General features: G+C 70.5%; 19 protein-coding genes and 3 pseudogenes. 14 read left to right on the top strand and 8 right to left on the bottom strand.

The genetic code is table 11. The features are described 5' to 3' along the window. Window positions 1–88: 88 nt before the first annotated feature. The 3 genes from OHA11_RS26105 to OHA11_RS26115 are packed head-to-tail and all read left to right on the top strand — an operon-like array spanning window position 89 to window position 4472. Window positions 89–1267, top strand: a complete 1179-nt coding sequence (locus OHA11_RS26105; RefSeq protein WP_266500284.1) for a tyrosine-type recombinase/integrase — start codon at window positions 89–91, stop codon at window positions 1265–1267. A gap of 8 nt (window positions 1268–1275) precedes the next feature. Then, window positions 1276–3864, top strand: coding sequence for a site-specific integrase (locus tag OHA11_RS26110; RefSeq protein WP_266500285.1), 2589 nt, complete (start codon window positions 1276–1278; stop codon window positions 3862–3864). Further along, window positions 3861–4472, top strand: a complete 612-nt coding sequence (locus tag OHA11_RS26115) for a DUF6262 family protein (RefSeq protein ID WP_266500287.1) — start codon at window positions 3861–3863, stop codon at window positions 4470–4472. Before OHA11_RS26110 ends, OHA11_RS26115 begins: the two co-directional genes overlap by 4 nt. Window positions 4473–4565: 93 nt before the next feature. Here the strand turns inward: OHA11_RS26115 and OHA11_RS26120 are convergent, their stop codons facing one another. Continuing rightward, on the bottom strand, window positions 4566–5234 hold the full coding sequence (locus tag OHA11_RS26120; protein WP_266500289.1) for a TetR/AcrR family transcriptional regulator: 669 nt from the start codon (window positions 5232–5234) through the stop codon (window positions 4566–4568). Between the two features lie 57 nt (window positions 5235–5291). Here OHA11_RS26120 and OHA11_RS26125 point away from each other — a divergent pair. Together OHA11_RS26125 and OHA11_RS26130 are read left to right on the top strand one after the other, a co-directional pair. After that, window positions 5292–6736 (top strand): annotated as a pseudogene (locus OHA11_RS26125) (MFS transporter). After that, a complete protein-coding gene (locus OHA11_RS26130) occupies window positions 6733–7137 on the top strand; it encodes a cupin (protein WP_266500292.1) in 405 nt (134 codons plus the stop codon). The pseudogene OHA11_RS26125 and the gene OHA11_RS26130 overlap by 4 nt, the downstream one beginning before the upstream one ends. A gap of 183 nt (window positions 7138–7320) precedes the next feature. On the opposite strand, the gene OHA11_RS26135 is transcribed toward OHA11_RS26130, so the two are convergent. Next, window positions 7321–8202 carry a glycosyltransferase family 2 protein gene (locus tag OHA11_RS26135; protein ID WP_266500295.1) on the bottom strand — a complete coding sequence of 294 codons (882 nt, stop codon included), beginning with the start codon at window positions 8200–8202 and terminating at the stop codon, window positions 7321–7323. Window positions 8203–8334: 132 nt separating this feature from the next. On the opposite strand from OHA11_RS26135, the pseudogene OHA11_RS26140 reads away from it, so the two are divergent. After that, window positions 8335–8691: pseudogene (locus tag OHA11_RS26140) on the top strand (glycosyltransferase family 2 protein); the annotation flags it as partial. A gap of 629 nt (window positions 8692–9320) precedes the next feature. Continuing rightward, window positions 9321–12827, top strand: a complete 3507-nt coding sequence (locus tag OHA11_RS26145; RefSeq protein ID WP_266500298.1) for a BTAD domain-containing putative transcriptional regulator — start codon at window positions 9321–9323, stop codon at window positions 12825–12827. A 177-nt stretch (window positions 12828–13004) separates the two neighbouring features. On the opposite strand, the gene OHA11_RS26150 is transcribed toward OHA11_RS26145, so the two are convergent. Beyond that, complete coding sequence (locus tag OHA11_RS26150) at window positions 13005–14804, bottom strand: bifunctional 3'-5' exonuclease/DNA polymerase (protein WP_266500299.1); 1800 nt, start codon at window positions 14802–14804, stop codon at window positions 13005–13007. 188 nt (window positions 14805–14992) lie between these two features. Next, complete coding sequence (locus OHA11_RS26155) at window positions 14993–15724, bottom strand: Clp protease N-terminal domain-containing protein (protein ID WP_266500301.1); 732 nt, start codon at window positions 15722–15724, stop codon at window positions 14993–14995. Window positions 15725–15831: 107 nt separating this feature from the next. On the opposite strand from OHA11_RS26155, the gene OHA11_RS26160 reads away from it, so the two are divergent. Then, window positions 15832–17013 carry a DUF2786 domain-containing protein gene (locus tag OHA11_RS26160; protein WP_266500303.1) on the top strand — a complete coding sequence of 394 codons (1182 nt, stop codon included), beginning with the start codon at window positions 15832–15834 and terminating at the stop codon, window positions 17011–17013. A gap of 24 nt (window positions 17014–17037) precedes the next feature. On the opposite strand, the gene OHA11_RS26165 is transcribed toward OHA11_RS26160, so the two are convergent. After that, entirely contained in the window at window positions 17038–17604 is a 567-nt protein-coding gene (locus OHA11_RS26165; RefSeq protein ID WP_266500305.1) for a DUF4232 domain-containing protein, read from the bottom strand. A gap of 233 nt (window positions 17605–17837) precedes the next feature. Between OHA11_RS26165 and OHA11_RS26170 the strand changes: the two genes are divergently transcribed. Next, a complete protein-coding gene (locus tag OHA11_RS26170; protein WP_266500306.1) occupies window positions 17838–20303 on the top strand; it encodes an FUSC family protein in 2466 nt (821 codons plus the stop codon). A gap of 74 nt (window positions 20304–20377) precedes the next feature. Here the strand turns inward: OHA11_RS26170 and OHA11_RS26175 are convergent, their stop codons facing one another. Further along, window positions 20378–20923, bottom strand: coding sequence for a hypothetical protein (locus tag OHA11_RS26175; RefSeq protein WP_266500308.1), 546 nt, complete (start codon window positions 20921–20923; stop codon window positions 20378–20380). A gap of 184 nt (window positions 20924–21107) precedes the next feature. Beyond that, window positions 21108–21176, bottom strand: a pseudogene (locus OHA11_RS26180) (bL28 family ribosomal protein); the annotation flags it as partial. Window positions 21177–21241: 65 nt separating this feature from the next. Between OHA11_RS26180 and rpmG the strand changes: the two are divergent. The 4 genes from rpmG (at window position 21242) to OHA11_RS26200 (ending at window position 22497) form a co-directional block, all read left to right on the top strand. Next, window positions 21242–21406 (top strand): 50S ribosomal protein L33, encoded by a 165-nt coding sequence (rpmG, locus tag OHA11_RS26185; protein WP_030573688.1) that lies wholly within the window; start codon window positions 21242–21244, stop codon window positions 21404–21406. A 5-nt stretch (window positions 21407–21411) separates the two neighbouring features. Beyond that, complete coding sequence (locus OHA11_RS26190) at window positions 21412–21735, top strand: type B 50S ribosomal protein L31 (RefSeq protein WP_266500321.1); 324 nt, start codon at window positions 21412–21414, stop codon at window positions 21733–21735. Beyond that, window positions 21617–21880: a 30S ribosomal protein S18 gene (rpsR, locus tag OHA11_RS26195; RefSeq protein ID WP_266507458.1), complete on the top strand. Its 264-nt coding sequence runs from the start codon at window positions 21617–21619 to the stop codon at window positions 21878–21880. Before OHA11_RS26190 ends, rpsR begins: the two co-directional genes overlap by 119 nt. 398 nt (window positions 21881–22278) lie before the next feature. Next, on the top strand, window positions 22279–22497 hold the full coding sequence (locus OHA11_RS26200; protein WP_266507460.1) for a DUF397 domain-containing protein: 219 nt from the start codon (window positions 22279–22281) through the stop codon (window positions 22495–22497). 105 nt (window positions 22498–22602) lie between these two features. Here the strand turns inward: OHA11_RS26200 and OHA11_RS26205 are convergent, their stop codons facing one another. Beyond that, complete coding sequence (locus OHA11_RS26205; protein ID WP_266500323.1) at window positions 22603–23076, bottom strand: ATP-binding protein; 474 nt, start codon at window positions 23074–23076, stop codon at window positions 22603–22605. Between the two features lie 367 nt (window positions 23077–23443). Here OHA11_RS26205 and OHA11_RS26210 point away from each other — a divergent pair, with 367 nt between their 5' ends. Then, window positions 23444–24268 carry a helix-turn-helix transcriptional regulator gene (locus OHA11_RS26210; protein ID WP_266507462.1) on the top strand — a complete coding sequence of 275 codons (825 nt, stop codon included), beginning with the start codon at window positions 23444–23446 and terminating at the stop codon, window positions 24266–24268. Window position 24269 lies beyond the last annotated feature (1 nt).

The following is a 24269-nucleotide window of genomic DNA, read 5'->3' on the forward strand; positions in this document are numbered from 1 at the left end:
AGGGCGTTGCCTTCTGCGTCCCAGCCTCGTTAACCAGCCGAACACGTGATGTGTGCGACGTGTGACTGGATGCAGCGAGGGGGGACAGGTGAGTCGACGGACAGTCATCGGGGATCTGCGGGTACAGGAGATCCGTCGGGGGGACGGCCGGGTCGCGTACACGATCGTGGAACCGGGCGGTCAGGCACATTCCGTGGCGGACGGCTTCCTGCGGACATGCGACGTCGGTACGGCGAGGACGTACGCGTATCTGCTCGTGGATCATCTGCGGTGGCTGCCCTACGAGGGCCTGTCGCCGGAGACGGTGACGTTCTACGACCTCGAGCGGTACATGGGGGCGGTCGGCGCCGAGTTCAGTGGGCCGTTCGGGCAGCCGTGGCGGGACGGGAAGAGGCCTTACCGGCAGAGCACGCTGGTGACCGCCGCGGCGGCGTTGAAGGGGTTCTACGTCCACCAGGGGAAGCTGGGGACCAATGAGGCCGTCGCCAGGGAGTTCGGCGAGACCCGGCTGCCGACGAAGGCCGACCGGAATCGTGCCCTGCTCGGCCATGTAATGCGGGAGACGCCGGCCAACAAGCTGAGGCCGAAGCGGGTGGTTCGGCGGCGTCATCCGAAGCTGCCGCCGGAGGGCACCCGGGAGGTCCTGCTGGAGGACTTCAAGACGGCGCGGGACCGGATGGTCGTGACGTGGCTGGACGACGGGGGCTTCCGGATCGGCGAGCTGACGGGGATGCACCTGATCGATCTGCATCTTCGGGAGAACGCGGGCTGCGGCGAGTGCAGTTCGGCCCATGTGCACATCTGTCACCGTGAGACGAACGTGAACCGGTCCCGGGTGAAGACGAAGCAGGACTGGGTGGTCCAGGACGGGGTCGTTCAAGGCGGCACGATCCGGCGGGTGAGTCCGGCGATGGTTCACACCTACTTCGAGTACATGACCACCGAGTACCCATCGGACGCCACGCACGGCATGCTCCTGGTCAATCTCCGCGGGCCCGCCGCCGGGCTGCCCTGGACAGCTGACTCGGCGCGCAAGCTGCTGAGGAGAGCGGGCTACCGGCTGGATTTGGGTCTGGTCAAGCCGCATATGTTCCGGCATCGGTTCGGCAGTGCTGTCCTCGACGCCGCGGACGGTAATGCGGTGATCGCACGGGATGCGGGTGGCTGGGCGTCCGCGCAAACCGTCGAGGAGGTCTACGGGCACACCGACGTCCACGACCCTGCATTCGTCACCGCACTGAACACCGTGTGGGGTGAGCCGAGTTGAGTTCACCTTTGCGGGCACTGCCTGACCGGGGTCTTGGGCAGGTCGGCCGGGATCGTCTGGAGCTGCTTGAGGCCCTGATCAACGGGCCGAGTTTCGATCCGCTCTTCCGCGGCGATGTGCTGAAGATCCCTCCCGACCATGAGAAGTACGGCTGGGGCTGCGCGGTTCCCGAGTGCCTGCGCATCCGCAACAGCAGCGGCGACTTCTGCCACACCCACCAGAAGGAGTGGAACGAGTACCTGGCCCGGGATCCACGGGAGGCGACGCGGGCTGTGTTCCTCGCCATCGCGGAACCTTTGGAGCCCAAGGAAGGATGCGAGCCGGAACTGTGCGCGATCTGCCCTGACCGGCCCGCTCACGTCCGGTCGAGGCGGATCTGCATGATGCACTACCGGCAGTGGAACAACTACGTCCGCCGGGCCAGGGCCTCTGCCGACTATTCCTCCTGGCTGCGCGACCAGGTCCCCTATCCGCATGGCTACGGGACCTGCCGAGCATCGACATGTGAGCGTCTGGCCGATACGCCGCTGGGGCTGTGTGCACAGCACAGGGAGCGCTACATCGCCGCTGGCCGACCGGGCAAGGCGCGTCTGCCCCGGTCGTGGGAGCGGCACTACGAGCGGACAGGCCAGTCTCTTCCCGTCTTGACCGAGGATCCGTCGGCGTTCGAGGCGTGGTGCGCCAAGCAGCAGCCGGTCTACCAGATCGGGCAGATCAACATGACCGGCATGCGGCCGCTGGCCAAGGCCGAGTTGCAGTGGGGACTGGAGGCCCATACCCGGGACGGCAGCCGCACCCAGTGGTCGGTCACCGACCTGCGGATGCTGACCAATGAGTGCCGGGAGTATGACGTCGACTCCATCGCCGGTCTCGATCTGGACCAGGGCAAGACAAGATCGCGGCAGATCGCCCGGGAGGTCCTGAGTCGGCTCCGGCCGATCTACTACACGAAGGAAGACAGCCGAGAGGCCGGGTTCATCGAGACCGAGCACTTTGGACGCCGGTTCCCGGGCACGGACACCTGCTTCGACTTGTCCGCGGTGCCGCAGCGCTGGCTGCGTAACGTGCTCTGGGACCATGTCGCCAGTCTGTTGCAGTCCGTGAACTGCCCCCGGTCCCGCGGCCCACTGGACTCGGCTCGACGGGGGCTGTCGGAGCTGGGAGCGTTCTTGGAGGTCGAGGCCCCGGAGGGCGGGCACGACCCGAAGCTGCTGACGAGCAGGCACGCGGAGAACTTCGCCGCCGATCACCGGCACCGAGCTGCCGGCAACCTGCCATCGCTGGTTCTGCGCCGCACCGACGGCTCGCCCGCGACGGTGACCAAGGCCAGCGCCAGGACCACATTCAACTACGTACGCAAGGTTCTCTACGAACTACTGGAGAGCGGGAAGGCCGACGCGATCGGCCTGGACCGGGCGTTCATCACTGCGCTGCCGCGTGGTGGAAGGAGCCAGGGCCGCAAGCGGCGTCCGTTCGACGATCGGCTCGCGCGAGCCCTGGCCGACGAGGACAACCTGCAGCGATTCGCCGCCACTTGGGATGGCAACGACCGTGGGCTGCGGGACGCCTGGGAGACCCTGGTCTACACCGGCCGACGGTGCTCGGAGGTCCTGAAGCTCCGCTTCAGCTGCATCTCCTACCTCAACGGGGTCCCGATGCTCTGGCACGACCAGACCAAGGTCGGCAACCTCGAGGAGGGGATCCGTATCCCCGAGTACCTCTTCACTCGCCTCGACAGCCGGCGCAAGACGACGCTTCAGCGCTTCGAACGGCGGCAGGGACGCCTGCCCACCGTGCTGGAACAGGAGCAGATGGCCCTGTTCCCCACCCACGTGAAGAACCCACGGGAGACCGAGTCGATCTCCTACGGCTTCTTCAGCAGCTCCTTCCGGGCCTGGGTGACGACGCTCGACCTGGGACGGGGAGTCCCGCATCAGGCTCGCCACACCCTGGCCACCAAGCTGCTTCGGGCCGGGGCGTCGCTCACGCACATCAAGAAGTACCTCGGGCAGGTCTCCGAGCGCATGGCCGAGCACTACGTCGACATCGCCGGCTCCGAACTGGACGACCTCCTGCCCCGCGTCTGGGTCGGCGGGCCCGGCACCGCCAACCCCGGCGAGCCGCTCTTCGACACAGCCACCAACCCGCTCAGCCGGGAGACCGCATTGGCCATGGCGGTGGACGTGGGACGCCGGTGCACACCGACCCTGGGCGGCCTCTGCACGGCCCAGGTCGTCGTGGACGGCGGAAAATGCCCCAGGAACCTGGACTGCGACAGCTGCGACAAGCTCGTAATGACCGGCGCCGACCTCCTCTACTGGCGACGCAAGCGCGAGCAGTGGTATTCCATCGCCGAACGAGCCCCGGACGACGCCACGGCCGACTACCTCCACAAGGTCTTCGAGCCCACCGCACGGGCGATCGACGGCTTGGAGAAGGCCCTGGCCGGGCTCGGCCTGCTCGACCAGGCGCTCGCGATGGACCTGCGACGCCCGCAGGACTACTTCAGCCACATGTGGAACACCGGCTTCCCCGTCGAGGAACTCACCGACGTCGGCGCCGACGACTTTGACGATCAGGAGGACGAAGTCGCATGAGCGGCAGTACATCAGCCCAGACCGCCCGCGCCGTCCAGGCCCGTCGGCAGCACACCGAGAAGCTCCTCGTCCGGGTTCGGGACGCGCTCGCGGCGATACGCAAGGAACGAGCCCCGGTGACCGTCCGGGCCGTCGAACGACGTGCTGGCGTCTCACGCGCCTTCCTCTACCAGAACGCCACCGCCCGCCAGCTGGTCGCCGAGGCTGTTGCCCAGGCCGAGGGCCGCCAGGCCCGCAGCAGACAGGAAACCGCCGATGCGGTGGAGGCATCCTGGCGCGAGCGCGCGCTGAACGCCGAGGACGCGCTCCGGCACGCGGTGGCGGAGATCCAGGCGCAGCGTCGGCACATCGGCGAACTCATGGGCCGGATCCGGGACCTCGAGCTGGACCTGCCCGCGGACGCCGTCCAGCGCCTGACCACCGAGAGCGCCACCCTCAAGCAGCAGCTCCGCACGCTGACCGCGGATCACCACACGCTGACGACCCGGCTCGCCGCCGCCCGGGACAACAACCGCTCCCAGGATCGGAAGATCGCCGAACTCCAAGCGCTCCTGCTCGAACAACAGCCATCGGGATCCGTCCGCCACCTCCGACCTCTCCAGGGGTGACTTCATCAGCATGAAGGCGAGTGCATCGCCCCCTGCAGACGGGGCAAGTGCCCAGTCAGGGGCCAGGCGCACATCGTCGGCTGCGGAACCCCGTCAGCGGGTGGCGAGAAGGCCATCCACCAGGGCTTGGAGCCCATCCTGGTAGGTGTCTTCGGTGGTCAGTGGCACCCAGTGGTCCGCGACCTGTGCCAAGCGGGGGAGTTCGCTCGGGTCGAGAGCGGCGAAGACTCGCTCCCGGTATGTGAGACGGTCATCGTCTGCGCGCCGCCGGGCCGCCGTCGTCCGGATCACGATCTCTCCGGCGGTGTAGTACCAGATCGCGCGGTATCCGTGTACGGCCCGCTCAGGGGACAGGCCGCACTCGACCAGGCCGTCGACGATCTGCTCGACAAACCACAAGGCGGATGCGGACATCAAGTCGTCGGCGGTCAGCACCTCCACGATCCAGGGGCAGACGGCGAGCGCCTCGTGGATCGCGGCAGCGGCGACGACGATCCGCTCGCGAGGCTCGGCGGGCAGTTCGGGTCGGTGGAGCGTCCGCGCTGCGTAGTCGTCCAGTAGCAGGACGAGTAGTTCTTCCTTGTTGCGGACGTGGTGGTAGAGCGCCATCGGCGTGCTGCCGATCTCCGTGGCCAGCCGCCGCATGGTCAGCCGATCCACGCCTTCCGCGTCCACGATCCGGCGGGCCGTCTGGATGACCTCCTCTCGGGAGATACGGGGAGGTCGGCCGAGTGCTTTGCGCGGTGCGGACGGTTGTGGCATGCCTTCATCATCCTCCAGGCCTCGACAGCGGCGATCCCCTAAGGCTACTTTTCTTACATGTATAAAAAATCGCGAGAGTGCCCCGGAGTGGTGCTTGCGGCGGCAGCCGTCGCCCAGTTCGCCATCGCCCTGGACCTGTCGGTGGTCAACGTCGCGTTGCCCGCGATGCGCACCGCGCTCGGGTTCGCACCGCTGGACCTGTCGCGGGTCGTGCATGTCTACGCGCTCACGCTCGGCGGATTTCTGCTGCTGGGGGGCCGCGCATGCGACCTGTACAGCCGGCGTCGGCTGTTCGTGCTGGGCCTGGCGGTCTTCGGGCTGTGCTCGCTGGCGGGCGGGCTGGCACAGGCACCCTGGCAACTGATCGCCGCCCGCGCGGGTCAGGGCCTGGGGGCCGCCGCGGCCACCCCGGCCGCGCTGGCGATGCTCACGACCACGTTCACCGAGGGCCCACAGCGTGTGCGCGCGCTCGGGGTGTGGAGCGGGGTGAACGCCGCGGGCGGAGCACTGGGCGTGCTGGCGGGTGGGCTGCTGACCGACTACGCGGGTTGGCGCTGGGTCATGCTGATCAACCTGCCCATCGTGGCAGTGACTCTCGCGCTGGTTCTCGCAGGCGTGCCCGCCGAAGCACGCCCCGCCCGGCGCGAGAGGTTGGACCTCCTCGGCGCTGTCCTGGCCACCGGCGGAGTCGGGCTGCTGGTGCTCGGTGTCGTCCGCACCGACGCGCAAGGGTGGGAGTCTCCAGCCACGTGGGCGATGCTCGTCGCCGCCACCACGCTCCTGGCCGCCTTCGTCTACGCCGAATCCAAGGCTCCCGCACCGCTGTTGCGCCTCAGTCTGCTGCACAGCCGCTGGGTCGCCGGCGCCAACGTGCTGGTCTTCTTTTCCACTGCTGGACAGTTCGCGGCGTTCTACTTCGTGTCCCTGTACACGCAGCAGGTTCTGGGCATGGGCGCCGCCGCTACCGGCGCCGCGTTCCTGCCATTCTCCGCGAGCCTGGTCGCGGGCAGCCTCGTCGCGACCCGCGTCACCGCGGCACGCACCCCCGTGCGGCCCTGGTGCCCGGTGCCCTGCTGGCCGCCGTGGGCCTGGCCTGGTTCACCTTCATCAGTCCCGACGGCGGCTTCCTCACCGACGTGCTCGGCCCCTGCATCATCACCGGCGTCGGCGTCGGACTGGTCATAGCCCCGATCGTTGCCGCCGCGACCACCGGCGTCGCCGCCCGCGAGGCCGGCATGGCCTCCGGCCTCATGAACAGCTCCCGCCAACTCGGCGGCTGCATCGGCCTGGCCGCCCTGGCCACGATCGCCGCACACCGCACCGGCACGGCCACCGACCCCGCCGCGCTCAACGACGGTTACGCCTTGGGCCTGGCCGCCGCCGCCCTCTTCGTGATTGCGGCGGTCGTGGCAATCAGTGTGCTGCCCCGCCGCCGGGCCGAAACACCTGCGCCGCGACCTGCCGCCCCTGCAGAGAACCGACTGGAAGGAACGCCGTCATGACGACGACACCCATCTCACCCATTGACCTGTTCGCCTCAGCGCTGCACATCCACCCCGACGGCGATGTCCAAGCCGCCGAACGGCGGATGACGAGCAGCGACTCCGGCGCCTGGCAGATCGCGACGTTCCATGTGGAGACCGACGCCGACGTCCACGCCGACCACTGGGAGATGCACCCGGAGGCCGAGGAGGCGGTGTGCTGCCTGACCGGCGGTGTCCGCCTCTACTTCCGTCCCGCGAGGACCGGCGGCGCCGAGGACATGGTGCGGTTGCAGGCAGGCACCGCCGCGATCGTCCCCCGGGGGCGCTGGCATCGCCTGGAGCTGGCCGCCCCCAGCGACCTGATATCGATCACCCTTCGCCACGGCACCCGTCTCGAAAGGCGCACGGCCCCTCGCTGAGCGGAATGTGGCCCGGCAGATGTGCTGCCGGGCCACCAACTCGCCCTGAACTACGGGCACCTTCTGAACCGTCGGGGCATCGTGGTCGTAATTGGCGCCGGTCGCGCGACCGGGAACGTGCTCGGCGTGTCCCATGAACAGTTCGCGATCTTCCACGGAGGGCTGAGGCCCGGGCGATGAGCTTCAGAGGATCGGCGGGCGACCCAACCGGGTCAGACGCCATACCGTGCGCCACTTCATCGGCTTGCGCGGGCCGCACGGAGTCCGAGCGCCCTCGATGAAACCGCCCCACCACGCTTTCAGACCCGTCAGGGACCGCATCCGCAGCATTGTGAGGAGGATCCACACGCCGAGATAGACGGGAATCAATGGCATCGGCAGTCGGCGGCGGGCCAGCCAGACACGGTTCCGGGCGGTGAACCGGTAGTAGACCGCATGTCGAGCGGGAGACGTTTTCGGATGCTGGAGGACGAGCTCGGGTTCGTAAAGGATCTTCCATCCCGCATCAAGCGCACGCCATGCCAAATCAGACTCTTCATGCCCAAAGAAAAACTCCGCCGGCCACAAGTCGATCTGCCGGAGCATGGGCATCGAGAAGGCGTGGCCTCCTCCGAGGAAGGCGGTCACCAGACCGCGGCGCATCGGATCGTCCGCGCGCAACCGGGGCACCCAGCGTCGCGCCGTATGTCCGTGTTCATCAGCGACCCTGAAACCGATGATCCCCAGCTTCGGGTCCTCCGCGAACAACTGCTGGACCTTGCGGAACACGTCGTCGGCGATGAGCAGGCCGTCGTCGTCCAGCTCGATGACGACGTCGACCCCGCCCGAGTCGCGCAACATCTCCAGACCGACGTTGCGACCGCCGGGGCAGCCCAGATTCTCCTCCAGCGGGACCTTGGTCACGTTCGCCGGGACGTCCACGTCGATGAGAGGCGTCGCATTGCCGATCAGCACCACCCTCGCCGGAGGCACGTCTTGCTTCTCCACCGAGGCGAGCAGAGCCTCCAACTCCCTCGGGCGAGTACCCATCGTCACGATGACGACTCCGAGGCGCAGCAATGACATGACGGCAAACTCCAGTGGTCGACGAAGACGCCGATGCTAGCCGTGAACGGAGCACCTCTGGCACGTCGAATACATGTCTGCGAGGTGAGTCTCCTGGTGAAGGGGTGCGCCCTGTCTCCTCAGGTAAGAAAACACGAGGAGACCGACCTGGCGTGGCGGGCCGCCGACGCCGGCTGGACCATCCGCTACGAGCCCGAACTGCTGCTCCAGCACCCCAAAACCTCACCCGCACGGCACGCCATCTACTACCGCGTCACCGCCCGCAACCGCGTCTGGCTGGTCCGGCGCCGGCTGCCGCTCCCGCTCATCCCGGTCCACCTGGCGGTCTGGATCGCGCTGACTCTCGTACGGACGCGGTCCGTCGGCGGGCTGCGGGCCTGGTTCGGCGGCTTCGTGGAGGGGCTCCGGGCACCGGCGGGAGAACGCCGCCCGATGCGCTGGCGGACGGTATGGCGGCTGACGCGACTGGGACGGCCGCCGATCATCTGAGTCGGCCCGGCCCGGCCCGGCTTTTGCTTGCGGGAAGCCCCGGTCGGCTGTGGCCTCGGAGGGCGGACGCGTGCTGTCGCGTCGTCCTCGGGCTTGCCCTTGAACTTGTCCTCGGGCCCGCGCACGGATGTTCCCGGACCCGTTCACGCGTGCTCCTGAGCCCGCTGACGTGCTTTAGGACCCGATCGCGACGGTGACACTCCCCCGAGCCGCGGCGACTTACGACGCCAACCGCGTACCGGAGCGACCGGGTCCGAGTGATGATCAAATCAGGCCACGCCAACCGATCGCTAACATTGGGGCGAACGGTGTGGCGAGGCACAGAGTTTCGCCCGAGGGGCGGCGGGAGCGGCGGATTCAGGCCGCTGACGGCCGCGGATGGTCGCTGATGGCCGTCGACGGGAAGAGGCGGACAGGTGGACGGCGGACAGCGGTCGGAGCGGGGGGCCGGGCAGCGCCCTGGCCGATCGCCCGTCCCGTCACCTGCCCCATCACCTGCCTCGTCACCGGCCCCATCACCTGCCCAATCACCTCCCCCGTCACCTGTCCTTTCGTCCGTCCCGTCGCACGTCCCGCCTGCCGGACCGTCGGCCGGGGCGATGCTTGGGCTGCCGTCGGAGGGGGCGCACATGCCGCCGCCCGAGCTGTGTTCCGGGCTGCGGTTCGGACTTCTCGGACCGACCGTCGTGTACGGCGCCGACGGCACGCCTCGGCCGGTGAGCAGCGCCAAGGGACGGGTGCTGCTCACCGCTTTGCTCCTGGAACCGGGGCGGGTCGTCTCCGTCGACGTACTCAAGGACGCGCTCTGGGGCGGGACGCCACCCGCGTCCGCGCACGCGTCGCTGCACAACCACGTGACCCGTCTGCGACGGCTCCTGGACGCCCCGGACCGGCTGAGATCGGTGCCGCCCGGCTATCGACTGCGCGTCTCCGAGGGCGAGTTGGACGTACGCCTCTTCGAGACCCGGATCGCCGCCGCCCGCGCGGCACACGCACGACGGGACTGGGAACGGGCCGTGACCGAGGCAGGGGCGGCGCTCGGGCTGTGGCGCGGCACCCCACTGAGCAGTATGCCGCCGGGGGCCGGGGGGCTCTCGCTCGTCCAACGCCTGGCGGAGGCAAGGCTGTTCGCGCTGGAGTGCCGGTACGACGCGGAGCTGGAGCTGGGCCGCGGGGTCTCGGGAGGGGGCGTACGGCTCGCCGGCCTGGCGCCCGAACTGGCCGCGCTGGTCGCGGAGTTCCCCCTCCGGGAGGCCTTCCACCGCCAGTTGATGATGGTCCTCTACCGGACGGGCCGCCAGGCCGAGGCCCTCGCCGTCCACCGAGACCTCCGGCGCACCCTCATCCGCGAACTCGGCGTCGAACCGGGGCTCGCGGTGCGGGAAGCCCACCTGGAGATCCTGCGGGACCAGGATGCGGGGACGGGGAGTGATGGCGTCACTGGTGATGCCTTCACTGTTGAAGGGGCCGGGGACCGGACCGGTGACGGAGTGGGTGACCGGGTGGGTGACCGGGTGGGTGACGGGCCAGGTGACCGCGTGGGTGACGGAGTTGGTGTCGTTGAGGCAACGGCTCCCGCCGATCGGCAGTCGGCCGACGGCGACGACGGCGACGACGTCTCCGCGCTGCTGCCCGCCGAGCCGCCCTCGACCCGCACGGGCCTCGTCGGGGCGGCCCGCCCGCCCTCAGGGGAAGCAGCTCTGGTTGCTCTGGTTGCTCTGGTTGCTCCGGTTGCCCCGGCTGCATCCGCGGCTCCCGCGGCTCCCGCGGCTCATACGACTCCGGCTGCTCCCACAGCCCACGCGGCCCACGCGGCCCACGCGGCCCACGCGACACCCGCCGTTCCGAAGGTGCCGGTCAGCGTCCCCCGTCCCGCCCAACTCCCTCCCGCTCCCCTCTGCTTCACGGGCCGCGCCGAGACCATCGGCGGCCTGCGCGCCGCGCTCGTGGCGGCCCGGGGCGGGCACCCGCGCGTGGCCGTCATCAGCGGCATGGCGGGCGTCGGGAAGAGCGCGCTGGGTGTGCGGGTGGCACACGGGCTGCGGGCGGAGTTCCCGGACGGCCAGCTGTACGTACGGCTGCACGGGGCCACGCCGGGTGTGCCGCCGCTCACCGTCGGGCGGGCACTCGCCGCGCTGCTCCGCGACCTGGGCGTGGAACCACGGGGTGTGCCCGAACACCCCGACGCGGCAAGCGCGTTGCTGCGCTCGCTGCTGGCGCCCACCCGCACCCTGCTCGTACTGGACGACGCCGTGAACGCCGCGCAGGTCCGCCCCCTGCTCCCGGCGGGCCCCGGTTGCGCGGTGATCGTCACCAGCCGTTCGCCCCTCACCGCGCTGGACGGTGTGACCCGCTTCCCGCTCGCTCCCCTCTCCGCCGAGGAGAGCGCCGAGCTGCTGCGGGCGGTCTCCGGACGGGACGGCCTCGACGGTACGCACCCGCTCGTCGGCCTCACCGGACGGCTGCCGCTCGCGCTGCGGATCGTCGCGGCCCGGCTGGCAGCCCGCCAGGTCCTCACACCGGACGCGCTCGCCGGCCAACTGGCCGCCAGTGACGGACGGTTGCACCACCTTGAGTACGACGACCTCAGCGTGCGCCGCTCGCTCGCGGTGGCCCTCGACGCGCTGCGGGCCTCGGACCGCGAGGCCGACCGGGATGCCGCGCTCGCCCTGCGCCGGATCGGCGCGCTCGACCTTCCGACGTACGGGGTCGCGCTCCTCGCCCGCCTCCTGGACACCGACGAACGCCGCACCGAGGCCGCCCTCGACCGCCTGGTCGACGTGGCCCTCCTCGACGAAACGACATACGGCCGCTACACCCCACACGACCTGGTACGAGACTTCGCCCGCGAGGCCGCCCGGGAGACGGACGGGGTTGCCCGGGAGGCGGACGTGGTTGCCCGGGAGACGGCCGAGGAAGTGGGGGAGGGGGAGGGGGAGGAAACGGGGACGAAGGCCGAAGCCGTAGGTCTCGGCTCCATGGGTTCCGGGCCCACCAACCCCCACCCCACCAACCCCCACCCCACCGACATCGCCCTCCACTGGTACATCGCCTCCGCCCGTCAATGTGCGCTCGCTCTGCTCCCCTCCGGTGTCGACCGTGACAACCGGCTGGGCGCGACGGCGGCCGAGTCGGAGCGGGCGGGCGCCGGAGGCGGGGAAGCCGCGCCGTTCGCCTCGGCCGCCGAGGCCGTCGCCTGGGGCGACCGCGAGGTGGCGAACGTCGTCGCGCTCGTCGAGGGCCGCGCCGCCGCGTCCCCGCTCGTCCCCGTTCTCGTACGCGCCCTCTTCCCGTACCTGCAACGCCGTGGCCGGCTGCGCGAGTTGGCGGCGCTCGGGCGGCGGGCGCTGGACGTGGCGCGGCGGCTGGGGGACGACGCCGCCGAGGCGATCGCGCTGTCCGACCTGGCGGGCCTGTACTTCATGCGGGGCCAGGCGGGCAAGGCGCTCGTCCTGACCGACCAGGCCCTCGCGCGCTGGCGCGGCCTCGGCGTCGTCTCGCGCATCCAGCGCTGCCTGAGCAACCGCGGGCTGCTGCTCGAAAGCCTGGGCCGGTACGTCGAGTGCGAGCTCGCCCTGCGCGAAAGCCTGGAACTGGCACGGGAGTTGGGCGACATGGACGGCGAGGCCGTCGCCTACAGCAACCTCGGCAACCTCCACGAGCACACCGACCCCCGCGCCGCCATCGAGTGGCACGAGCGGAGCCTCGCGCTCGGGGAGACCATGGGCGACTCCCGCGTCCGTGAGTCCGGGCACTGCAACATCGGGTACGCCCACCTCGCGCTCGGCGAACCGGCCCGCGCGCTGGAGCACTTCGACCGTGCCCTGAGCGTCTCGGACGGCGTCGACTGGCAGAGCGGATCCCAGACCCGCCTCGGACTCGTCCGCGCGCTGCGCGCCCTCGACCGCCCCGAGCGGGCCGCCCGCGAGTGTGCCCTGCTGCTGGAACGCGCCGAACAACGCGCCGACCGCTATACCGCCGGTCTCGCCCGGCACCAGCAGGGCCTCCTGCTCGCCTCGGCGGGCCGCACCGGCGAGGCCCACGAGCAGTGGGAACTGGCCCTCGACGAGCTGGACGGCACCGACACCACGGTGACCGACGAACTGCGGGACCTACTGCTGAGCCGCATCAACTGACCTTCTGCACAAGGAGATTGATTGCAGGGGGGACCGGAAATACGCAGGGCGCGTCCCGCGTCCCTTGCCCTCCCGCGTCCCTTGCCCTCCCGCGTCCCTTGCCCTCCCGCGTCCCTTGCCCTCCCGCGTCCCTTGCCCTCCCGCGCCCCATCCCCTCCAGCGCCCTTCCCCTCCCGCTCACTTCGCGTCCGCATAACACTCCACCACCGCCGTAGTGAACGGAAACCGCACCGGTGTCTCCCCGAACGTCAGCCGCCCCGCCAGCTCCGCCGCCTCCCGGATGGCCTCGACCACCGCGTCGGCCTCCGCCGCCGGACAGTGCACCATCACCTCGTCGTGCTGGAAGAAGACCAGCTCGGCCGCCATGTCCCGGCAGGCGCGACGCAGTGCGGCGAGTACGAGGAGGGTCCAGTCGGCGGCGCTGCCCTGCACGACGAAGTTGCGCGCGAAGCGGCCCCGGGCACGGGAGTTGCTGGAGGCGTACCCCGGCACCCACTCGTCGCCACCGGACCCACCGGACCCGCCGGAGCCATCCGAACCGCCGGAGCCGTCCAAACCGCCGGACCCCACAGCGCGGCCCGAGCCGGCAGCGCGCCCCGAGCCGCCGAAGGCCGCCTCCCCCGACTCGTCCTGCGCGCTCTCCGGAATCCCCGCCTCCTCCCCCGAGGAGTCCGACCCCACCGCCGGCGGGCAGGTCCGCCCCAGCCACGTCCGTACGAGCCGCCCCTCCTCGCCCTCCCGGGCCGCGTCGTCCACGTACGCCACCGCTCTGGGGAAGCGGCGGCGCAACAGCGCGAGGTTCTTCAGGCCGTCGCCGGACGTCTGGCCGTAGATCGCGCCGAGCACGGCCAGCTTGGCCTGGGCGCGGTCGCCGGAGAAGGCGCGGTCGGACACCGACTGGTAGAGGTCGGTCTCCCGCCCGGCGACCTCCATCAGGCCGGGGTCGCGGGAGATCGCGGCCAGCACCCGCGGCTCCATCTGGTCGGCGTCCGCGACGACGAGCCGCCAGCCGGGGTCGGCGACCGCGGCACGTCGGATGACCTTGGGGATCTGCAGCGCACCGCCGCCGTTGGTCACCCAGCGCCCGGTGACCGTCCCGCCCGGCAGGTACTCCGGTCTGAACCGCCCGTCCCGCACCCAGTCCTGGAGCCACGACCAGCCGTGGGCGACCCAGATCCGGTACAGCTTCTTGTACTCGACGAGCGGCTTCACCGCCGGATGGTCGACCGTCTCGATCTCCCAGCGCCGGGTGGATTTGATCTTGATCCCGGCCTGCGCGAAGGCCTTGATGACGTCCGCGGGCAGATCGGGCCGCACCCGGCGCCCGAACGCCGCCGACACCTCGTCCGCCAGCTCGGCGAGGCGGCGCGGCTCGCCCCCGCCCGCATACCGCTCGCCGAGCAGCTCGCGCAGCACCTCGCGGTGCACGTCGGCGCTCCACGGCAGCCCGGACGCGTTCATCTCGGTCGCCACGAGCATGGCCGCCGACTCGGCGGCCGTCAGGAGCCGCATCCGCCCGGGATGCGCGGTCGCCTCGTGTCTTCGCTGCTGTTCCCCGTACACCTCGATGAGCTGTGCCAGCGGTACGTGGACGGGGCGGGGCTCGAAGAGGGAGGACTGCGAGCCGGGCTCGGCGGAGCGCTGCGGTGGATCCGGCGGTACGGGGCCGCCGCGGAGTCTGCCCAGGGCGGCGGCCACCGAGCGGGGTTCGCCCAGCCGTCCCTCGTGGCCGAGGAGGAGGGTCTCGGCGGCCTCCATGTCGTAACACCGCTCCACGCGGACGCCCGCGTCGCGCAGGCGCGGGTAGACCTCGGCGGTCGCCCGCCACACCCAGCGTGTGACGTCCGGCCGGGACCGTACGGACTCGGCGAGGTCGGGCTCCCGCAGGAGCGGTCCGGTGGGCAGCCCGTCGGGGCCGAGGGGGGCGAGCTCGGCGCCGCCGTCCTCGGCCGGCGCGAGAGCCCACCGGTCGGTCATGACTGCGAGTCTCGCAGGAGGGTCTGACAACGGCCCTGACCTGCGAAGTGTCCCTGAAGCGCGAGTTCAGGGCCGTACCGCGAGTTCAATGCCATGTCCGGCGCCGGGCGCAGGGCGCGGCCGGTCACTCCCCCGGAGAGACCGGCCATTCTTCCCGGAGAGACCGGACATTCCTCCCGGAGGGCCGGTCAGTCCTCCTGGAGGGACTTCCGCACCTCCTCCAGCGCCTCCGCGATGTTCGCCTCGACCGCCGTCTTGTCGACGCCGAGCCCGCTGAGCAGACCCTTCCCGGCCTCGTGCTCCAGCAGGGCGAGCAGGATGTGCTCGGTGCCGATGTAGTTGTGGCCCAGGCGGAGAGCCTCGCGGAAGGTGAGTTCGAGGGACTTCTTGGCGTTGCTGTCGAAGGGGATGAGCGCGGGTACGTCCTCGGAGCTCGGCGGCAGGGCGGCGGTCGCGGCCTCGCGCACGGCGTCCAGGGAGACGCCCTGCGCGGTGATCGCCTTCGCCCCGAGGCCCTCGGACTCGGTGATCAGACCGAGGACCAGGTGCTCGGTCCGGATCTGGTCGTTGCTCGCGGCCCTGGCCTGTTCCTGGGAGACCACCACGACGTTCCTGGCCCGTGGCGTGTACCGGCTGAAGCCCTGGCTGGGGTCGAGGTCCGACTCCGCCTTCGGCACGAACCGCTTCTGGGCCGCCTGCCGGGTGACCCCCATGCTCTTGCCGATGTCCGTCCAGGATGCGCCCGAACGCCGGGCCTGGTCGACGAAGTGGCCGATCAGGTGGTCGGCCACGTCGCCGAGGTGGTCCGCGGCGATCACCGCGTCCTGGAGCTGGTCGAGTGCGTCGTCGTGGACTTTCTTGATGGCCTCGATCAGGTCGTCGAGGCGTACGGAGGTGGTGCCGCGTGGGTTCGTGGTCATGTGTCAACCTTAGGTTGACAGTGGAAGGAGTGTCAACCCCGAGTTGACACCCCTTCGCGTCCCGGGCCCAGGGCAGGCCCTACCTCACCCCGTGACACGATCGAGCAATGAGCAGTACGCCCAGCAGCGTGGAGCGCGCCTTCGAGGCCGCCCTCTACGCCGACACCGACGCGGCCCTCGACACCGGCGCCTCACTCCTCGCCGCCGACCCCGCGTCCGACGCTGAACTGACCCGCCGTGGCGAGGAGTTCATCGAGGGCGCCTGGCGGCGCGGCTGGCAGCCCGCCGATGTCGTACGGATCGTGCGCCGCGAGCTGGACGACATACACGTACGCCTGGTGTCGGCGCTGATCCTCGGCGAGAGCGGCCGGAACCGGCAGCCCCGCGGCCCGCGCTGGACGGCACAGCTCGAAGAGCTGACCGCCGGGACGGCCGGGACGAAGGCACCACCCCGCACCGAACCCCGAACCGACCGCTTCTCGCACGCCACTGCCGTACTGGGGCTGTACCGGCTGCTGCTCCGCCTGCCCTCCATCGAGCCGCTGGACGTCCACGTACCCAAGGGGGCCGTCGGCGCCCCGAAGGACTCCCGGAACTCCGGGGGTTCCGGGGACTCCCGCATGCTCACCCGCATCCGCGCGCTGCTCGCCAAGGCCGAGGCGACCGGGTTCCCGGAGGAGGCGGAGGCGCTGAGCGCCAAGGCGCAGGAGTTGATGGCGCGGCACAGTATCGACGAGGCGCTGCTGGCGGCCCGTACGCACGCCAAGGACGCGCCCGGCGCGTGCCGCATCGGCGTGGACCCGCCGTACGAGACGGCCAAGGCGGTACTCCTCGACGCGGTCTCCGGGGCCAACCGCTGCCGGGCGGTCTGGAACGGATCCCTCGGCTTCTCGACCGTCGTCGGCTTCGAACCCGACCTGGAGGCCGTCGAACTCCTCTACACCTCACTCCTCGTGCAGGCCACCGCCGCGATGACGAAGGCGGAGGCGGGCCAGCGGGCGGGCGGCAGGAAGCGTACGAAGTCCTTCCGCCAGTCCTTCCTCGCCGCGTACGCGCATCGCATCGGCGACCGCCTCGCCGACGTGACCGAGGGACAGGTGACGGCAACGCAGGGGGAGTTGCTACCGGTTCTCGCGGCCCGCGAGGTGGCGGTCGCGGACGAGACGGAGCGGATGTTCCCGGACACCGTCACGACCCGGATGCGCGGGGTGAACGACGCGGCCGGCTGGGAGGAAGGAGCCGCCGCGGCGGACCGGGCCCAGGTGAGAGCTCGTCCGCCACTGCGGTGACCCGTGGTTCAGGGGGGCGGCGCCTCAGTCGCCGGCGCGCTGGAGGGGGCCTACGGAGGCGTCCGGCTCGCTCGCGCTCCGCAGCGCGACCTCGCCGTACTTCCAGGGGAAGGACAGATCGACGCCCGCACCGGGCAGCCCGAACTTCACGGTCGTCACGGCGGCCCCCTTGTTCGCATCCCCCGCGGGCCCTCGTACGTACGTGATCGTGAAGGCGGTGGTCTCGTCCGCCTTGAGGGTCAGCTTCTCCGGCTGCGCGTCTTCCTCCGGGTCGAGGGTCCAGGAGGTGCCGCCCGCGGTCAGGTCGACGCGGGGGAAGCCCTCCAGGGTGCAGTCGGCGCCGGACCGGTTGGTGAGGGTGACGGAAACGCTCCCGGTGTCGCCGGCGGCCGGGGCCTCGCTCGCGGCGACCTCCTGTCCGACCTGGTCGGCCTTGCACGCGGTGGAGCCGGCGCTGGAGCGGGCGGGGGATGCCGAGTTGTCGGCCTTCTCGCCCCCCTTGTCACCGCTGCCGCCGTCGTCGCAGGCGGTCAGGGTGAGGGTCGCCACGAGGGCGGTGAGTGCGGAGACGGCTATCGGTAGGGCGCGCATGGCTTACCTCTGACTTCCGGGACCTGCTTCGGGGTCCGGCTTGCGGGACTTCTGGGGCGTGACGGTGCTCGTAGATCATCGGTCATCGGCCATCGCCGACGGTGACCGGCCACCATCGCCGACGGTGACCGGTCACTATCGCCGATGGCCACCGGTCACCGTCGGCGATGGCCTCCGTCACCGTCGGCGATGGGCCTCCGGTCATCGGCCATCGCGCGGCGTACGCTGGCGCGGTGAGCTGGCGACGAGCGCTGAAGGACACCGCGCGCTCCGGCCTCGCCGTGGAGAAGAAGCGGCTGGAACCGCTCATCGCGGTGCGCGGAGCCGCGGGACTCGCGATCGTGATCGCGCTGAGCCTGTGGCTGTTCGGCCCCGCGGCGGCCGTGAGTTCGGCGTTCGGGGCATTCCAGGCGGCGATCGCGACGTTCCAGCGCAGCTGGCGCCCCCGCCCCGAACTGGCCATCGCCTCCGGTGCGAGCCTCGCCGTGTCCACGTTCGTCGCCTACCTGGCCATCTCCTCCGAGCCGCTCTTCCTGGCGCTGCTGGTGGTGTGGACCTTCGCCGCCGGGATGAGCTGGGCCGCGGGCCCGACCATCGGCCTGATCGCCTCCTCGAACGTGGCGATGATGCTGGTGACGGTCACCCTGGCGACCTCCGTCGCCCAGGCCGCGGGCCACGCCGCGATGATGATCGTGGGCGGCCTGGTGCAGGCGGCGCTGATCGTCCTCTTCCCCGTACGACGCTGGGGCGCCCAACGCGACGCACTCGCCGACGCCCTGGCCGCCGAGGCCGACTACGCGCGCCGCCTGCGCCACGACCCGGTCGCGCCCTTCGATCCGCAGCCCCTGATGGAGGCCCGCAACGCGGCCGCCGTCACCCCGCGCCAGGCCCGCCGCCGCCCCGCCGAACTCCACGGTGCCCGCGGCCTCGCCGAGCGCATCCGCCCGGTCCTCGCCTCCCTCGCCGACCCCGCGATGGGCGTCCCGCCGGAGGGCCCCGCCCGCGACCGCGTCCGCGAACTCCTCGCCTCCGCCGCCACCCTCCTCGACGCGGCGGCCCACGCCATCCGCCAAGGTGAGCCGGTCTCCGCCCCACCGACGGCCCTGGCCACCTTCCGCACCCCGCCCACGGGCAGCATCCTCACCGGAGCCCCACACCGAGCGGCGACCCGCCTCAACACGCTCCTACAGGACGTGGTGGAAACGGCAGGGGGCGCCCCGACCCACCCAGGAGAGCAAGAACCCGCGCACTCAGCGCAGAGCGACGGCCAGCGGACATCACCCCCACCCCCCACCGCCCCAGGGGCGCGGGGAACTGCGCGCTCAGCCCACCACGAGGGTCAGCCGACGCCGACCCGAGCCCCCACTCACCCAGGGGCGCGGGGAACGGCGCGCTCAGCCCACCACGACGGCCAGCCGACATCGACCCGAGCCCCCACTCACCCAGGGGCGCGGGGAACTGCGCGACCAGCCCCCACGACCCGCAGCCGCCCCACCTTCCTCGCCCTCATCCCCAAAGCGCTCAAAGCCATGCGCACCGAACTCCACACGGGTTCCCCCATCACCCGCCACGCCACCCGAGTGTCCGCGGTAGCCGCCACCGGCTACCTCCTCGGCACCTGGCTCCCCCTCGGCCACGGCTACTGGGCCCCACTGACCTCGGTCATGGTCATGCGCCCGGACTTCTCCCAGACATACAGCCGGGCCGTGGCCCGCCTCGCCGGCACGGTCATCGGCGTGGCCGTAGCCACCGGCGCGGTACAGGCCGCGTCCCCCGGAACGCTCCTCTCCGGCACCCTCGCCGTGGCGAGCGCCGCACTCATGTACCTCCTCATGCGCACCGGCCAGTTCGCCACCCAGGCCTGCATCGCCGCGTACGTCGTCTTCCTGCTCGGCATGGGCGGCGAGGAGTGGACCCAGACCGTGCCCGAGCGCGTCCTGCTCACTCTCCTCGGCGGACTCCTCGCGATGCTGGCGTACGCCGTCTACCCGGCCTGGGAGACCCCGCGCCTGCGCAACCGCCTGGCGGACTGGCTGGCCGGGCAGGGCCGTTACGCGGGCGCCGTCATCGGCTCGTACGCCGACCCGTCCGCGAGCAACGCCCCGGACGTCCGCGGCGCCCTGCTCGCCGCCCGCACCGCCCGCGTGGCCTGGCACACGGCCGTGGCCCGCGCCACCGCCGAACCGGTGCGCCACCGCGGCCTCTCCCGCACCGCGGCCGACGACGCCGAGGACGCGCTCGGCCAACTGGGGCGCGTCGCCATGCTCCTGGAGGCCCACCTCCCGGAACGCGGCGCGACCCCGGTCCCGGCCGCCGCCCGCTTCGCCGACGCCCTGCGCGAGTCCACACAGCAGGGCGCGAAGGCCATCCGCGAGCGCCGGATCCCCACGTGGGACGCGGTAAGCGAGGCACTGAAGGCCTGGGAGACGGAGAAGGCGGAAGAGACAGGGAAGACAGGGAAGACGGAGAAGACAGGGAAGACGGAGAAGACGGAGAAGACGGAGAAGACGGAGGGAGTGGAGGCGGTCGAAGACGTCGTACGCAACACCGCCACCCTCATCATCGATGCCCTCACCGAACTCTCCGAGGCCCTCGACACGGCCGTACCACCGATGACGCTCGACGGAACGGCCCGCCCGCAGGAGACCCCCGAAAAGCCGGACGGGCCGCAGAACCCAAGGGATTCCGCGACCCGTTGACGCGAACCGGCGCGAGCCGACGCGACACGACTCGACGTGAATCCGGTGCCGCTGCCGGCACCGGGGCTGGGACCTCAGGACCCCAGACTCGCCGTAGGCATCCCGGACGGCAGCTTCCCGCCCTCCGCCTTCGTATACGTTTCCTCGCCGAGGCCCTCCCACGTGACCTTCAGGTTCGTGGCGTTGACGGAGTCGACCATGCCCTCGGCCCGGTCCTTGTTCCCGTCGGAACACTTCAGCTCGATCATGCGCATGCCCGAGGTCTCACCGGCGGTGCCGCTGCACACGGACCCGCCCGTCGAGAACAGCCCGGCCTCCTCACCGGTGATCACCAGCGCCACGGCCTTGCCGCCCGTGGTGGCCAGCCAACTGCCCTCCAGTGCCCCGACCTTGCCCTTGCTCTTGTCGGACCCGCCCGTGCCGTCGCCGGTGCTGTCGCCCGTACCGCCGCCGGTGTCGGCCGACGCGGACGGTGTCGAGCCGGTCGAGGAGGGGGAGTCGTCGCTCCCGCCGTCGCCGCTGCAGCCGGTCGTCAGGACGAGCGCGGCCGCCAGCCCCGCCGCCGCGGCCGCGATCCGCGCCTGTCCGCGCGAGAAGGTCGCCGAAGTCGCCGAAGTCACTGAAGCCCCCAAGGGTCTGGCCGGACGAGTCGCCGGTGCCCGCCGGGTACCGCCGATGGCGCCGATGTCACCGGGCACGACCGCAGCAAGCTACCAGGCGCCCCCTCCGGCACCCCTCCAGCGCCCCTCCACTACTTCGGGCAGGGCTTTGGGGGAGCGCTGCCGCCCTCGTCGGACACCGTTACCGGTGCGAGTGGGAGATGGAGTTGCCGAAGCGCGGCTGGGCCCCGGTCAGCATGCAGTGCGCGGACATGTGAGTGACGTACCTCTCCACTTTCGCGTTACCGATAATGGGATCCGTTTTCATATACTGGCCACATGGCACGCAACGAACTCCGTCCGGTCATCAAACTCCGGTCCACGGCCGGGACCGGCTACACGTACGTCACCCGCAAGAACCGCCGCAACGACCCCGACCGGATGACCCTGCGCAAGTACGACCCCGTCGCCGGCCGGCATGTCGACTTCCGAGAGGAGCGCTGAACGTCATGCGCGAGGGAATCCACCCGTCGTACGGTCCCGTCGTCTTCCGGGACCGGGCCGCGAACCACGCTTTCCTGACCCGCTCGACCCTCGTCGCTCCGGCGAGCGGGAAGGCGATCGAGTGGGAGGACGGCAACACCTACCCGGTCGTCGACGTCGAGATCTCGAACGTGAGCCACCCCTTCTGCACGGGGACGGCCCGCGTCATGGATACGGCAGGCCGCGTGGAGCGCTTTGAGCGACGATTCGGCAGGCGCGACGGCGAGCGCGACGACCAGCGTCGGAACCAGCGCGAAGACCAGCGTGATGACCATCGCGGGGAGCGCTGATGCTGTCCGTAGGAAGTTCATCTCCGACCGCGGCAAGATCCGCAGCCGCCGGGTCACCCGCGTGAGCGCCCAGCAACAGCGCCTGCTGGCCTGCGCGATCAAGAACGCCCGCGAGATGGCTCTCCTGCCGCACTCGTCGCGATAGGACCAGCGGCCCAGTCCCGCCAATCCCGGTGGTCCCATCAGCCCCACCAGGCCCACCAGTTCCACTGGTCTCGTCAGTCCCAGCAACCTCACGATTCACATCAGACCTTCACGACCCCGTCCGTCTCATTCATTTTGTGGGCGAGACGGGGTCGTTCTGGAACACAAAGGGCCCGGTACGCGTCTCTTACCCATATGAGGGCACCCGTTGGAACGATTCGACTCGCCGGACCGTCCAAACGTGTAATCGCAGAACCACCCCCCGTGCACGTGCATCTGCTCATGCAACTGCATATGAAGACGGCTATGATCCGGGCAGTTGACCATCACTGCATCACTGGCAACAGACGCCAATGCACCACCGGGGAGCGACCTGTGGACCACGACGTGTACAACGGCATGGCTGCCACGGAGCTGCGCGGAGCGGCCTGGCAGAAGAGTCTGCACAGCAACTCGCAGGGCTCCTGCGTGGAGTTCGCGCGGCTGCCCGGCGGCGAGGTGGCGGTGCGCAACTCGCGCTTCCCCGACGGCCCGGCTCTCGTCTACACGCGCGCCGAGATCGAGGCCATGCTCCTGGGCATCAAGGACGGCGAGTTCGACCACCTGATCGCGGGCTGACGGCGGGCCGACGCCGCCGACCCGCCTCACTCAGGGAAGTTCACGGACCGTAGACGCGCGGTAACGCGCGTAGAACCGCGGCGCGAAAAAAAGCGCCACGGTTCGTCACGCGGAGGGCAGCCGGAACAGGGCCCACACGACCTTGCCGTTGAGCGTGCCGGCCAGCGGGTGCCAACCCCAGCTGTCGGCGAAGGAGTCGACCAGGAACAGACCGCGGCCCGACTCCGCCGAGAAGTCCTCGGAGTCGCCCGCGATCGGGCTGTCGTGACTGGGATCGCGCACCGCGCACACGAGTCTCTCGGTCCACCGCATCAGGTGCAGCCGCACGGGCGCGTCCTGATCGCAGGGCCGTGGAGTGTCCGCGGGCAGCGCGTGCCGCAGCGCGTTGGTGACGAGTTCCGAGACCACCAGACAGACGTCGTCGAAGCGGTTGCCGATGTCCCACTGGTCCAGCGTGCGGCGGGTGAACTGCCGTGCGTCGCGCACCGCTTCGTAGCGGGGTGGCAGGGCGCAGGAGGCGGCGTTGGACACGGCCGCGGGGTCCAGTGGCGGAAGCCCCTGCCTTAACGGCTCGAGCATGGTCGATCCATTCGTCCCCATGCGAGGCACTCCCGGGGTTCGCGGTCGTTGCGATGCAGCGGTGGCGCGAGACCATCGTTCCGAATGCGTTCGGCAGATGCAAGGGCAGATGCACGTGCACGCGCCCGAATTGGACCTTCCCGTACCGCTTCTTGGTCATTTTTTCCGGGGTCGGCAGGCCAACTTTCTCGTGTCTGGCCTGTCTTCCTCTTGTCGATTCCCGTGTATCGCCGCCGAAACCTTGCCGTTTCCGTAATCGAACGAGTACAGCTTGGAGTGTTTTAATGGCAGACTGCGGCCCCTGAGGGACGGGTTGGGGAGGCGGACGAACGTGAGCGTGCAGGAGTCGGGATCGGTGGTACGACGCATGCTGCTCGGCTCGCACCTGAGGCGGCTGCGCGAGTCGCGCGGCATCACCAGGGAGAAGGCCGGTTACTCGATCCGCGCCTCCGAGTCGAAGATCAGCCGTATGGAGTTGGGCCGGGTGAGCTTCAAGACGAGAGACGTCGAGGATCTGCTGACGCTCTACGGGATCGCCGACGAGGCGGAGCGCAACTCGCTGCTCTCCCTCGCCAAGGAGGCGAACGTCGCGGGCTGGTGGCACAGTTACTCGGACGTCCTGCCCAGCTGGTTCCCGACGTACGTCGGCCTGGAGGGCGCCGCGTCCCTGATCCGCTCGTACGAGGTCCAGTTCGTGCACGGCCTGCTGCAGACCGAGGCGTACGCGCACGCGGTCGTGGCCCGGGGCATGAAGGGCGCGAGCCAGGCGGACATCGAGCGACGCGTGGCGCTGCGCCTGGAGCGCCAGAAGTACCTGGTGTCGGAGAACGCCCCGGACTTCCACGTCGTCCTCGACGAGGCCGCCCTGCGACGCCCGTACGGCGACCGCGAGGTGATGCGGGGACAGCTCCAGCATCTCATCGACATCTCCCAGCGCTCGAACGTGCGGCTTCAGGTCATGCCGTTCAGCTTCGGCGGGCACTCGGGCGAGAGCGGGGCCTTCACGGTGCTCAGCTTCCCCGAGTCCGACCTCTCCGACGTCGTATACCTGGAGCAGCTCACCAGTGCGCTGTATCTGGACAAGCGCGAGGACGTCACGCAGTACGAGAAGGCGATGAAGGAACTCCAGCAGGACAGCCCGGGTCCCGACGAGAGCCGCGACGTGCTCAGGGGTCTGCTGCAACTCTCCTGAG

The organism is Streptomyces sp. NBC_00878 (genome assembly GCF_026341515.1).
Taxonomy (GTDB): domain Bacteria; phylum Actinomycetota; class Actinomycetes; order Streptomycetales; family Streptomycetaceae; genus Streptomyces.